The following is a 12023-nucleotide window of genomic DNA, read 5'->3' on the forward strand; positions in this document are numbered from 1 at the left end:
GGCCGGAACACTCACGACCCCTTACTTGAGGCCCGCGGCGTCCATCCCGCGCAGCTCCTTCTTCAGGTCCGAGACCTCGTCACGCAGCCTGGCCGCCAGTTCGAACTGCAGGTCGCGCGCGGCCTGCATCATCTGATCGGTCATCTGCTGGATGAGGTCGGCGAGTTCGGCGCGCGGCATGCCCGCCACGTCCTTGTCGACGAGCATGCCCGAGCTGCGGACGCGGTCGCCCTGCTCCGGCTTCTTGCCACGGGAGGTGTTCCGGCCCGAGCCGCCGACCGCGACCGTCTCGGTGTCCTCGGCTTCGAGGTACACGCGGTCGAGGATGTCGGCGATCTTCTTCCGCAGCGGCTGCGGGTCGACGCCGCGCTCGGTGTTGTACGCGACCTGCTTGGCACGACGCCGATCCGTCTCTTCGATGGCGTGGGCCATCGAGTCGGTGATCTTGTCGGCGTACATGTGCACTTCGCCGGACACGTTACGGGCGGCGCGGCCGATCGTCTGGATCAGCGAGGTGCCGCTGCGCAGGAAGCCTTCCTTGTCCGCGTCGAGGATCGCGACCAGCGACACCTCGGGCAGGTCGAGACCTTCACGCAGCAGGTTGATGCCGATGAGCACGTCGAAGTCACCCGCCCGTAGCTGCCGCAGCAGCTCGATGCGGCGCAGCGTGTCGACCTCCGAGTGCAGGTAGCGCACCCGGATGCCCAGCTCCAGCAGGTAGTCGGTGAGGTCCTCGGACATCTTCTTGGTCAGCGTGGTGACCAAGACGCGCTCGTCACGCTCCGCGCGCTCGCGGATCTCGTGCACCAGGTCGTCGATCTGGCCTTCGGTCGGCTTCACGACCACCTTGGGGTCGACCAGGCCGGTCGGGCGGATGACCTGTTCGACGAACTCGCCGCCCGCCTGCCCCATCTCGTACGGGCCGGGGGTGGCCGAGAGGTACACCGTCTGGCCGATGCGGTCGGAGAACTCCTCCCAGGTCAGCGGCCGGTTGTCCATCGCGCTCGGCAGCCGGAAGCCGAAGTCGACCAGGTTCCGCTTGCGGGACATGTCGCCCTCGAACATGGCGCCGATCTGCGGCACCGTCTGGTGCGACTCGTCGATGACCAGCAGGAAGTCGTCGGGGAAGTAGTCGATCAGGGTGGCGGGCGCGGTGCCGCCCTCGCGGCCGTCGATGTGCCGCGAGTAGTTCTCGATGCCCGAGCAGAACCCGACCTGGCGCATCATCTCGATGTCGTACGCGGTGCGCATGCGCAGCCGCTGCGCCTCCAGCAGCTTGCCCTGCTTCTCCAGCGTGGCCAGCCTTTCCTCCAGCTCGGCCTCGATGCCGCGGATGGCCTTCTCCATCCGCTCTGGGCCTGCGACGTAGTGCGTGGCCGGGAAGATCCGGACCTCGTCGACCTCCTTGACGATGTCGCCGGTCAGCGGGTGCAGGTAGTACAGCTTCTCGATCTCGTCGCCGAAGAACTCGACCCGGATCGCCAGCTCCTCGTACGCCGGGATGATCTCGACCGTGTCGCCGCGCGCGCGGAACGTGCCGCGCGCGAACGCGATGTCGTTACGCGTGTATTGGATGTCCACCAGCGCGCGCAGGAACACGTCCCTGTCCACCTGCGCGCCGACCGAGAGCCTGCTCGACCTGTCCAGATAGGACTGCGGCGTGCCGAGGCCGTAGATGCACGAGACACTCGCGACCACGATGACGTCGCGCCGGGACAGCAGGTTCATCGTCGCGGAGTGCCGCAGCCGCTCGACGTCGTCGTTGATCGACGAGTCCTTCTCGATGTACGTGTCCGTCTGCGCGATGTACGCCTCGGGCTGGTAGTAGTCGTAGTAGCTGACGAAGTACTCGACCGCGTTCTCCGGGAACAGCTCGCGCAGCTCGTTGGCCAGCTGGGCGGCCAGCGTCTTGTTCGGCGCCATCACCAGCGTCGGCCGCTGCAGCCGCTCGACCAGCCAGGCCGTGGTGGCCGACTTGCCCGTGCCGGTCGCGCCGAGCAGGACGACGTCCTTCTCGCCTGCCCTGATGCGCCGTTCGAGCTCGTCGATGGCCGCCGGCTGGTCACCGGCGGGCTGGTAGTCGCTCACGACCTTGAACCGGCCGCCCGAGCGCGGGATCTCGGAAACGGGCCGGTGCTCGGACTGGGCCAGTACTGGGTGTTCGGTTGCGAAAGCCACGAATCCAGACTACGACGCCCCACCGACAGTTTCAGTCCGCCTGCCGGTAGACGGCCACTTCCACCACGTTCTCGCCGTCGACCCGGAACACCAGCACGCCGTCGAGCGAGTCGTCGCCGAAGCACTCGACCAGCACTCGGTCGGGCCCGGTCGCGGTCGCCGAAACCCGGGTGACCTCGGTGAGCAAGGCCAGCACGTCGGGCTCTGCGTCCTCGGGCGGAGCGACGCAGTAGGCCAGCACGACCTCGCGCGGCGTGCGCGCGGGCGGTGACGCCAGCCCGGCATCCGCGAACAGGCGATTCAGCTGGTCAGCGGCCGAAACCGCACGCGGGAACCCGGCGAAGGCCGCGGTCTGCAGCACCACCTCGGTGACCTCGCCCGGCGCCAGGCCCGACGCGAGCCCGGTCTTGAGGTGCACGCTCAGCGGCGGCCCGGCCATGCCCGCCGCGACGATCGCGGCCAGCGTCGCGGCCTCGCGGATCCGCGGGTCGAGCCCTGGCCGCTCGTGGAGGTGGCCGTAGACCGTGCCGACGGCGAGCTCACCCAGCGCGGGGATCGTACGGAACAACGCGTCGAGCCGCTGCTCACCGCCTTCGACCAGCTCCGCGAAGTTGGCCCGGCCGCGCCGGTGCAGCTTCTCGACCTCGTCACCCATCGCTCCCCCTCAACAGGAACAGTCACACCCGGAACAGCAGTCACAGCCGTCGCAACAGGAACAGCAATCACAGTCACAGTTCGAACAGCAGTCGGAGCAGTCACATTTGTGGCAGAACCCCTCACGAGGCTGGCCTGTCCACGGGTCATGGAACTCCGACGCACAGCAATACTGACAGCTGCAGAACAACGCCGTCGCGACACCGCACCCGGCCAGCAGGCCGCGCTGAGGACCACGCGTCGGCTTCTTCGGCGAGTTCGGGTCGACCGGTGCCTGGTGGCCGTGCACGTCACCGAAGGCGTTCTGCACCGCGTGCTTCAACTCGTGCACGAGCAGCGCGTGGACCAGCGCCTGGTCCTCGAATTCCGCCTCCTTCAGCGCGAGGCGGACGCCCAGCACGGCGTCGTCGCACAGCCGTCGCGCTTCGGCCAGATCGGTGCCGGTGACCAAGAGCGGGTTCCAGGCGCCCGCTTCCTTGTCCTCATTCAGGTCTTGCACCGCGTCGAGCAGGTGCGCGGCGCGGCCGAACAGCTTGCCAGCCTCGGTCAGCGGCGCGATGTTGCCGGGCCTGCCCGCGAGCACCGCGGTCTGGGCGAACGCCGCGGCTGTCGCCAGCTCGGTCGGCTCGGTGGCGAGCAGCGCCGAATCGCCCAGGTGGACGGCTCGTTCGACCTCGTACTGGCGGTCGACGGCCTCGGTCAGCACCGCGGTGTCGAAGCCGATCCGGGAGCCGGTCCGGGTGCCCTGTTCGGCCCAGCGCTTCGCGACGCGCTTGCCCGCCTTGGCGACCGTGGCGCGGCGGAACATCCCGTCGCGGTCTTCGACGTGGTCACCGACCTTCGCCGACGCCAGCACCAGCGAAACCGCCGCGGCCAGCTGCGCGCCGGAGCCCTTCGCGACCGAGGTGGACCGCATGGCCCGCAACGGGCACGGACCGGCCTGGCGACGGCGGTCGAGCCGCACGGTCTGCGCCTCGACGAGCGCCGAGATCACCAGCCCGTCGTAGTTGGTGACGACCCTGGCCAGCTGGCCGTGCTCGTCGCGCAGCGCGAGGCAGAGCCCGCAAAGGTGCGCGAGCCAGTCCGAGTGCAGGCTGGCGGACAGGCGGTGACGGCAGGGTCTGATGATCCCGAACATTCGCGTGGTCCCCTCGTGAAGATCTGCGCGCACCTTATCCGTGTCAGCGCCGGAAAAGGTCACGTTCGTAGCAAAATGAGCGCATGCATCCGCCGAAGCTCGAGACCTTCGACCTCGCCGCCAAGACCAACGTCGATCCGAAGGGGATAGTGCGCGAGGTCGAGGAGTACCGGCTGACCGAGTCCGGTTTGTACATGGCCAGGCCGGTGCCCGGCAGGCCACAGTTCCACTACCTGGAATCGTGGATACTGCCCGGACTGTCGTTGCGGGTCAACGACTTCTGGTTCAGCCCCGGCCACGAGCGCGACCAGGACTTCTACCTCGACGTGGTGACCGTGACCGTCGACGGCGACGTCTGGCGGGTCAAGGACCTCTACATCGACCTGGTGCTGAAGGAAAAGCAGCGGCTCGACGTCATCGACACCGACGAGCTGATCGCCGCCGTGAAGCTCGGCCTGATCAGCGATGACGAGGCCGAGCACGCGCTCACCTCGACCTACGCCGCCGTCGATGGCCTGGCCGCCAACGGTTACGAGCTGGGCCGCTGGCTGTCCACTATGGAACTCAGCTGGCGCCGTCACTGAGGAAGGCCCTGATCCCGGCGAGCAGGATGGCGAGCCCGTCCTCGAACCGCGCGTCCGTGTCCATCTCCGGATAGCGCTCGTCCCGCTCGCCGGGCATCGGGTACACCGCCTGCTCCTCGATCGTGAACCCGATGACGTAGCTGTACAGCGTGAACAGCGCGCGCTCCGCCTTGCCCGCGTCGAACCCGGCTTCGGCGAACTGCTGGACGGGCGTAGCGTTTGGCAGCTGTTCCTCGGTGAAGAAGGTGCCTGAGAAGACCTTCGCGCCGTCGCGGTACTCGAGCATCATCTGGCGCAGCACATAGGACCGGGTGCGCAGGAACTCCTCCCAGTCCCCGTTCTCCATGCGCACCGGCCGGTCCGCGGTGTAGTCGCGGTACATCTGGGTGGCCATCTCGTCGAGCAGTTCCTGCTTGTTCTTCATATGCCAGTAGAGCGCCGGCGCCTTGACGCCCAGCTCCTGGCCGATCAGGCGCAGGGTGAGGCCGTTCAGCCCCACCTCGTTCAGCAGCTTCAGCCCGGCCCGCGCCAGATCCTGCCTCGTCAAACCCATGCTTGACACCTTAACACCATTAAGGGCATCATCGAATTTAACAACGTTAAGGAGCAAAGTCATGGGCACGGATGTGATCGTGGCGGGGGCCGGCCCCGCGGGACTGATGCTGGCGGCCGAACTGACGCTGGCGGGCGCCGAAGTAGTGGTGGTGGACCGCGCGCCCGAGCGGAGCGGGCAGTCGCGGGCCTTGAACCTGCAACCGCGCTCGGTGGAGGTCTTCGCGCTGCGTGGCCTGCTCGAGCCGGTGCTCGACCGGGCGCAGGCGAAGGTCAGGGACGGCCACTTCTTCGGGCAGACACTGAGTTACACCGAACTGGACACCGACCACCCGTACCAGCTCGTCATCCCGCAGGCGGACACCGAGCTGATCCTCGAGGCGCGGCTCGCCGAGCTGGGTGTGAAGGTGCGCTTCGGGCAGGAACTCACCGCGCTCGAGCAGGACGAGGACGGTGTCTCGGCCACGGTGAACGGCGAGGTCATCCGCGCCAAGTACCTGGTCGGCTGCGATGGCGGACGCAGCGCCGTCCGCAAGCTGGCCGGCATCGGCTTCCCCGGCACCGATGGGCATGGCTGGGGCGTCGTGGCCGACGTCGTGGTGGCCACCGGCGATCCCAGCGTCCGCTCGGACTGGAGCTCGATGCGTGACGTGCTGCCCAAGCGCTCCGCGAGCGAGAACGGCTTCGGCGGCATGATCCCGCTGGGCCGGCCTGGGCTGTACCGGCTGGTCTTCGGCGATCTGACCAGCCCGCTCCCCGACCGCGCCGCGCCGATCACCGACGAGGAGTTCCAGGCGGGCCTGCGCCGTTTCTATGGCTCGCTCGAGGTCTCGGAAGTCCGGTGGAGATCCCGTTTCACCGACGCCGCCCGGCAGGCCGAGCGCTATCGGGCCGGCCGGGTCCTGCTGGCCGGGGACGCCGCGCACATCCATTTCCCGGTCGGCGGCCAGGGCCTGAACCTCGGCATCCAGGACGCGATGAACCTCGGCTGGAAACTCGCGGCCGTCCTCAAGGGTCACAGCACGATCAGTCTGCTCGACACGTACGAGTCCGAGCGCCACCCGGTCGCCGCCCGCGTACTCGACACCACCCGGACCCACAGCCTGCTCGCCCAACCCGAAAACGCGGGCGCGCGGCGGCTCTTCGCCGACCTGGCCGTGCTGCCCGCAGCCAATCACCACCTGGCGAACATGGTGTCCGGTTTGGACATCCGGTACCCGATGACCGGGTCACCCCATCGGCTGCTGGGCACCCGCTTCCGCGGCCTGCGCCTACCCGAGGGACAAGGGCTCCTGCTCAGCGACGACCCCCGCAACCGCGACCTGGCCCGCCACTGGGAACCACGCCTCACGGTGGCACCCGACATCTCGACGCTCCCCTCCCCCTACGGCGCCGGGGTCCTCGTCCGCCCCGACGGCTACATCTGCTGGGTCGAAGGCGACGAGCCGCTCAAGCACGCCCTCCACACCTGGTTCGGCGCCCCCTGACACCCCGCCCGCCTCCCCCACGCCCCTGCCCTCGCTCAAGGGGAACGAGGTGCGGGGAGGTGGGACACGGGGTACGTGGGTGGGGGACACGACGTGCTCGGGTGGGGGACACGGGGTGTCTGAGCGTTCGACACGGCGAGTCGGCGAGGGCCCGAGCTTGCTCCGCCGTGTCCCCCACCCACGCACCCCGTGTCCCCCACCCGGGCACCTCGTGTCCCACGCCCGGGCATCGCGTGTCCCACGCCGTGGCGGGCGACGTGCCGACTCCCTGGGTACGCGTGTCGTCCACCCAGGCACGCGTGCCGTCCCGCTAGGTACGCGTGTCGTCCATCCATGAACGCGCGTCGTCCGGCTAGGTACGCGTGTCGTCCGCCCGGGTACGCGCGTCGTCCATCCAGGCACGCGCGTCGTCCATCCAGGCACGCGCGTCGTCCATCCAGGCACGCGCGTCGTCCATCCAGGCACGCGCGTCGTCCGGCTGGGTACGCGCGTCGTCCATCCAGGGACGGGTGGCGGCTGGGTGGTGGAGCTGGCGATGCGGGGGTGGGTGCAGGGGATGTGGTGGAGGGGTGGGTCCACCGATTGGTTGATCGGGGGTGCCGGGGTGGTGGAGGTGGAGTGTGGCCGGGGAGGCGATACGGGAGGGCGGTGATTCGCGCGAAGGTTGCGGGGTGCGAATGAAAGGGGGTCCTGGGGTGCCGGTCATTGAGGTGCGGGGGCTGCACAAGCGTTATGGGGACAAGGTCGCTGTCGAGGATGTTTCGTTCAGCGTTGAGCGAGGGGAGATTTTCGGGATTCTCGGTCCCAATGGGGCGGGGAAGACGACCACGGTCGAGTGTGTCGAGGGGTTGCGGAAGCCGGACCGGGGTGAGATTTCCGTGCTGGGGCTGGATCCTCAGCGGGACAAGGCCGAGTTGCGGCAGCGGGTCGGAGTGCAGCTTCAGGAGGGTCAACTGCCTGATCGGCTGAGGGTCTTCGAAGCGCTCGAGCTGTACGCCTCGTTCTATCGCAAGCCTGCTGACTTGGAGCAGCTGGTCTCCACGCTGGGCCTGACCGAGAAACGGGACACCGCCTACAAAAAGCTATCCGGCGGGCAGAAGCAACGGCTCTCCATCGCGCTGGCTTTGGTGGGGAGTCCTGAGATCGCCGTGCTGGATGAGCTCACCACGGGTCTTGATCCGCAGGCGAGGCGGGATACCTGGGATCTCATCGAGGCCGTGCGGGCTAGTGGGGTGACCATCCTGCTCGTCACGCACTTCATGGAGGAAGCGGAACGGCTTTGTGACCGGCTTGCCGTTATCGATGGTGGACGGGTTGTCGCCGTTGACACGCCGGGTGGGCTGGTGGCCGGGGTCAATGATGAGCAGCGGATTCGGTTCCGGCCGTCGCGACCTGTTTCGGAGGAGTTGTTCGCCGCGCTGCCGGAGGTTCGGAAGGTCGAGCGGCAAGGGGAGGTCCTGGTGGTGACCGGGAGCGGGAATGTGCTGCACGCCGTGACGTCCGTGCTGGCTCGGCACCAGGTGATCGCTGGGGAGTTGCGGGTTGAGCACGCGAATCTCGACGATGCGTTCGTCGCGCTCACCGGCCGGAAACTGGACTAGGGGGAACGATATGTCCGCGCTTGCGAAATTGACCGCCACCGAGGCGAAACTGCTGCTGCGGGATCCGGGTGGGCCGATCAGCATTCTGGGGATCCCGCTCGGGTTGCTCGTGGTTTTCGGGATCATGCCGGGGAACGACACGCCCAAACCCGAATACGGTGGCAGCTCGGCGCTTTCCGCTGTGATCGCGCCGATGGCCGTGGCGCTGCTGCTGGGGATGCTGGGGTTGATGTTCCTGCCGATGGCGATGGCGACGCATCGGGAAAAGGGGGTGCTCAAACGGCTTTCCGCGAGTCCGGTCGCGCCTAGCCGGCTGCTGGCCGCTCAACTGCTGGTCACCGTCGGGGCCGCGATCGCGGTGATCGTGATCGTGGTGGTGGTCGGGCGGATCGCGCTGGGGCTGGGGATGCCGTCGAGTCCGGTCAACGCGTTGATCAGCGTTGTGCTGGGAGGTGCGTCGCTGTTCTCGATCGGGCTCGTGGTCGCCGCGGTCGTGCCGACCGGGCGGGCCGGGGCCGGGATCGGGTATGCCACGTTCTTCCCGATGCTCGCGCTCGGCGGGGTCTGGGTTCCGAAGGACCAGCTGCCGGGCGCGCTGCAGACCGTGGCCGACATCCTGCCGCTCGGGGCCGCGCTGACGTCGCTGCGCGATGCCTGGACCGGGAATGGGCTGCACGTGCTTCCCCTCGTGTCGATGACCGTGATCACCGTGGTGTGCACGGCGCTCGCCGCCCGGTTGTTCCGATGGGAGTGACGCTGGAGCGCGCGGACACCAGGCTCGCCGTGGCGCCGGTGTTCACGATCGCCGGTGCCATGGGGGTGCTGCTGCTCGTCTTGTCCGGGCGCTATGGGTTCTTCGGTGACGAGCTCTACTTCCTCGCCGCCGGTCGGCATCTGGCCTGGGGGTACGCCGACCAGCCGCCACTGCTTCCGTTGCTCGCGCGGCTGCTGGACACCGGTTCGCCGGTCGTGCTGCGACTGCCCGCGACGCTGGCGATGGCGGCGGGCGTGGTGTTCGCCGCGCTCATCGCCCGTGAACTCGGGGGCGGGCGGAAAGCCCAAATACTGACCGCGGGCGCGTTCGCCGTCTGCACGCAGATGCTCGGCACCGGGCACTACCTGGCCACGTCGACCATCGACCCGTTCCTGTGGACGGTCATCCTCTGGCTGATCGTCCGCTGGATCCGGACGCGGGACGACAACCTGCTGCTATGGCTCGGCGTCGTCACCGGGCTCGCGCTGAACACGAAGTTCCTCATCGGCACGTTCTGGACGCTCGCGGTGGTCGCGCTGCTCGCCCTCGGGCCGCGGGACCTGCTCAAGCGGCCGAAACTGTGGGCCGGCGCGGGAATCGCGGCGGTCATGATCGCGCCGACACTGATCTGGCAGGCGGCCAACGGGTGGCCGCAGCTCGAGATGGGCGAGGCGATCTCGGCGGAGGTCGGCAGCCTTTGGGGCGGCAGGCTGGTGTTCCTGCCGTCGGCGCTCCTGCTCGCCGGGCTTCCGGTCGGCGCCGTGCTGCTGCTCTATGGACTGTGGCGGCTGCTGCGGTCGGCGCGGTGGCGTGAATACCGCTTCCTCGGCTGGACGACCGTGGGACTCGTCCTGCTGTTCTTCGCGGTCAACGGGCGTGCCTACTACGTCGCCGGGATGCTGCCGCTCTCCTGGGCGGTAGCGGCCGTGGAACTCGAAAGCGGCCGGGCGTCGCGATGGTGGCGCTGGATCGCGACGTGGCCGGTCTACGTACTCAGCTTCCTGGTCATGCTGCCCGGAGCGCTGCCGATCTGGCCGCAAAGCTGGCTGGCCGACCCGGACCTGCCGAGGCCGGTCTTTTCGTCCGCGGAAATCGGCTGGCCGGAGTTCACGGACTCGGTCGCGGCGACGTACCGGACGCTCCCGCCGGGCACCGCGATCGTCACCCGGTTCTACTGGTACTCGGCCGCGCTCGATTACTACGGCCGCGACCGGCTGCCCGAGCCGTCGAGCGGCAGCCGCGGGTACTGGACACTCACCAGCCCGCCGGACACGGCCGACACCGTGCTCTACGTCGGGGAACCCCAGGAGGCGCTCAGGCAGCACTTCACCGAGGTCAGGGCGCTCGGCCGGACCGGAGGCGCGCAGGACGAACCGATGTGGCTCGCCACCGGCAGGAAAGGGCCGTGGTCCGAGGTCTGGCCCGCGTTCCGTAACCTAGGGCTCTGACTGTGTCGGGCGCCACAGCGGGTAAACGCACCCGGTCGTGGTATGAGCCACGCCCGTAGGGTGCAGTGGGACGTCCTCGACCACGTACAGCTGGGAGTTTGCATGACCGCCGCCACCGCGGCCGCCGAATCCGAGGAGACCGAGACCGCCGAGTTCGCGAGGCGGCCGGTGTTCATCATGGCAGCCGCGACAGGACTGGTCCTGCTACTGGTCTCGGGCCGCTATGGCTACTTCGGCGACGAGCTGTACTTCTGGGCCGCGGGGAAACACCTCGACTGGGGTTACGCCGACCAGCCCCCGGTGCTGCCGCTCCTCGCGGCGCTGATGGACGCGATCGCACCGGGGTCGCTGGTGGTGTTCCGGCTGCCCGCCGTGCTCGCGGTCGCGGCCACCGTGGTGTTCACCGCGCTGATCGCCCGCGAGATGGGCGGCGGGCGCAAGGCCCAGCTGCTCGCGGGCGGGGCGGCCGCGATCTGCGGGCAGTTCGTCGGCAGTGGCCACTACCTGGCCACGTCGACGATCGACCCGTTCCTGTGGACGGTCATCCTCTGGCTGATCGTCCGCTGGATCCGGACCCGCGACGACAATCTGCTGATCTGGCTCGGCGTCGCCACCGCGGTGACGCTGAACGTCAAGTTCCTGATCGCCGGGTTCTGGGTGGTCGCGGGTGTCGCGGTGCTCGCGTTCGGCCCGCGCGAGATCTTCACCAGGCCGAAGCTGTGGATCGGTGGCGCGATCGCGGCGGTGTCGATCCTGCCGACGCTGCTCTGGCAGTCCGCGAACGACTGGCCGCAGCTCGGCATGAGCGAGGCGATCTCCAAGGAGGTCAACGGCGGCTGGGGCGGCCGTGCCGGGTTCATTCCCGGCGCGCTGACCGGCGCGGGCCTCGCGATCGGCGCGTTCCTGGTGCTGTTCGGGCTCGCGACGCTGCTGTTCACCCGTGAGCAGCGGCCGTACCGGTTCCTCGGCTGGACGGTCGTCGGCCTGACGATCGTGTTCATCGTGGCGAACGGCCGGTACTACTACATCTCCGGCATGTACCCGATCTGCTGGGCGGCCGCCGCGGTGTACATCGGCAAGCACCGCCCGGCGCTGTGGTGGCGCTGGATCCCGACCTGGCCGGTCTTCGTGCTTTCGGCGGTGTACACGCTGCCGTACGTCGTGCCGCTGCAGCCGATCCACTGGATCGCGGAAAACAGGAGCACGCTGCGTCCCGCGTACTCGCACGAGGAGATCGGCTGGCCGCAGATGGCCGACTCGGTTTCCCAGGCGTACCAAAGCCTTCCGCCGGATCTGCGCGCGCACACGTCGATCGTCACGACCGGCTATTGGCAGGCGGGCGCACTCAACCGCTACGGCCCCGAGCGCGGGCTACCGCCCGCCTACAGCGCGAGCCGTGGGTTCTGGTACTTCGGCGAGCCGCCGGAGACCGCCACCAACGTGCTCTTCGTCGGCTATGAGCCGCAACGGCTGGCCGCGCACTTCAAGGGCGCGAACATCGTGCTGCGGATCAACAACCACCTGGGCGTCAAGAACTCCAGCCAGAACATGCCGGTGTGGCTGCTCAACGACCGCACTCAGCCATGGTCGGTGATCTGGCCGCTGGTCAAGGACTTGAAGGCTTGAT

The 12023-nt window shown here is 68.6% G+C and carries 11 protein-coding genes; 6 read left to right on the forward strand and 5 right to left on the reverse strand.

All coding sequences use genetic code 11. From position 1 onward, the window contains the following. Positions 1 to 21: 21 nt before the first annotated feature. Genes uvrB through BLV57_RS38455 form a run of 3 tightly spaced genes read right to left on the reverse strand, consistent with a single transcriptional unit; the run spans position 22 to position 3970 of the window. Positions 22 to 2178 (reverse strand): excinuclease ABC subunit UvrB, encoded by a 2157-nt coding sequence (gene uvrB, locus BLV57_RS38445; RefSeq protein ID WP_091298468.1) that lies wholly within the window; start codon positions 2176 to 2178, stop codon positions 22 to 24. A 31-nt stretch (positions 2179 to 2209) separates the two neighbouring features. Next, positions 2210 to 2833, reverse strand: a complete 624-nt coding sequence (locus BLV57_RS38450) for a carboxymuconolactone decarboxylase family protein (protein ID WP_091298471.1) — start codon at positions 2831 to 2833, stop codon at positions 2210 to 2212. A gap of 9 nt (positions 2834 to 2842) precedes the next feature. After that, the gene (locus BLV57_RS38455) at positions 2843 to 3970 is read right to left on the reverse strand and encodes a DUF5685 family protein (protein WP_091298473.1); all 1128 of its coding nucleotides are present in this window, start codon (positions 3968 to 3970) and stop codon (positions 2843 to 2845) included. An 83-nt stretch (positions 3971 to 4053) separates the two neighbouring features. On the opposite strand from BLV57_RS38455, the gene BLV57_RS38460 reads away from it, so the two are divergent. After that, positions 4054 to 4554 carry a ribonuclease FAU-1 family protein gene (locus BLV57_RS38460; protein WP_091298476.1) on the forward strand — a complete coding sequence of 167 codons (501 nt, stop codon included), beginning with the start codon at positions 4054 to 4056 and terminating at the stop codon, positions 4552 to 4554. Here the strand turns inward: BLV57_RS38460 and BLV57_RS38465 are convergent. Next, positions 4535 to 5107: a TetR/AcrR family transcriptional regulator C-terminal domain-containing protein gene (locus BLV57_RS38465; RefSeq protein WP_091298478.1), complete on the reverse strand. Its 573-nt coding sequence runs from the start codon at positions 5105 to 5107 to the stop codon at positions 4535 to 4537. The genes BLV57_RS38460 and BLV57_RS38465 overlap by 20 nt on opposite strands. A 61-nt stretch (positions 5108 to 5168) precedes the next feature. On the opposite strand from BLV57_RS38465, the gene BLV57_RS38470 reads away from it, so the two are divergent. Next, a complete protein-coding gene (locus BLV57_RS38470; protein ID WP_091298480.1) occupies positions 5169 to 6593 on the forward strand; it encodes an FAD-dependent monooxygenase in 1425 nt (474 codons plus the stop codon). A gap of 352 nt (positions 6594 to 6945) precedes the next feature. Here the strand turns inward: BLV57_RS38470 and BLV57_RS43540 are convergent, their stop codons facing one another. Beyond that, positions 6946 to 7092: a hypothetical protein gene (locus tag BLV57_RS43540; protein ID WP_176968997.1), complete on the reverse strand. Its 147-nt coding sequence runs from the start codon at positions 7090 to 7092 to the stop codon at positions 6946 to 6948. 196 nt (positions 7093 to 7288) lie between these two features. Between BLV57_RS43540 and BLV57_RS38475 the strand changes: the two genes are divergently transcribed. From BLV57_RS38475 to BLV57_RS38490, 4 genes are all read left to right on the forward strand, one after another. Then, positions 7289 to 8194, forward strand: a complete 906-nt coding sequence (locus BLV57_RS38475; RefSeq protein WP_091298483.1) for an ABC transporter ATP-binding protein — start codon at positions 7289 to 7291, stop codon at positions 8192 to 8194. A gap of 10 nt (positions 8195 to 8204) precedes the next feature. Next, the gene (locus tag BLV57_RS38480) at positions 8205 to 8948 is read left to right on the forward strand and encodes an ABC transporter permease (RefSeq protein WP_091298486.1); all 744 of its coding nucleotides are present in this window, start codon (positions 8205 to 8207) and stop codon (positions 8946 to 8948) included. Next, the gene (locus tag BLV57_RS38485) at positions 8939 to 10396 is read left to right on the forward strand and encodes a glycosyltransferase family 39 protein (protein WP_091298488.1); all 1458 of its coding nucleotides are present in this window, start codon (positions 8939 to 8941) and stop codon (positions 10394 to 10396) included. Before BLV57_RS38480 ends, BLV57_RS38485 begins: the two co-directional genes overlap by 10 nt. Before the next feature lie 102 nt (positions 10397 to 10498). Beyond that, positions 10499 to 12022, forward strand: a complete 1524-nt coding sequence (locus BLV57_RS38490) for an ArnT family glycosyltransferase (protein WP_091298490.1) — start codon at positions 10499 to 10501, stop codon at positions 12020 to 12022. The last annotated feature ends 1 nt before the right edge of the window (position 12023 follow it).

Source organism: Amycolatopsis xylanica, assembly GCF_900107045.1.
Taxonomy (GTDB): domain Bacteria; phylum Actinomycetota; class Actinomycetes; order Mycobacteriales; family Pseudonocardiaceae; genus Amycolatopsis; species Amycolatopsis xylanica.

What these genes read in the sequence shown, in the direction of transcription:
- BLV57_RS38460 (WP_091298476.1), top strand. Translation starts at nt 4,054, where the DNA reads ATGCATCCGCCGAAGCTCGAGACCTTCGACCTCGCCGCCAAGACCAAC.
- BLV57_RS38490 (WP_091298490.1), top strand. Translation starts at nt 10,499, where the DNA reads ATGACCGCCGCCACCGCGGCCGCCGAATCCGAGGAGACCGAGACCGCC.
- BLV57_RS43540 (WP_176968997.1), bottom strand. Translation starts at nt 7,092, where the DNA reads ATGGACGACGCGCGTACCCAGCCGGACGACGCGCGTGCCTGGATGGAC.
- BLV57_RS38465 (WP_091298478.1), bottom strand. Translation starts at nt 5,107, where the DNA reads ATGGGTTTGACGAGGCAGGATCTGGCGCGGGCCGGGCTGAAGCTGCTG.
- BLV57_RS38450 (WP_091298471.1), bottom strand. Translation starts at nt 2,833, where the DNA reads ATGGGTGACGAGGTCGAGAAGCTGCACCGGCGCGGCCGGGCCAACTTC.
- BLV57_RS38455 (WP_091298473.1), bottom strand. Translation starts at nt 3,970, where the DNA reads ATGTTCGGGATCATCAGACCCTGCCGTCACCGCCTGTCCGCCAGCCTG.
- BLV57_RS38470 (WP_091298480.1), top strand. Translation starts at nt 5,169, where the DNA reads ATGGGCACGGATGTGATCGTGGCGGGGGCCGGCCCCGCGGGACTGATG.
- BLV57_RS38480 (WP_091298486.1), top strand. Translation starts at nt 8,205, where the DNA reads ATGTCCGCGCTTGCGAAATTGACCGCCACCGAGGCGAAACTGCTGCTG.
- BLV57_RS38485 (WP_091298488.1), top strand. Translation starts at nt 8,939, where the DNA reads ATGGGAGTGACGCTGGAGCGCGCGGACACCAGGCTCGCCGTGGCGCCG.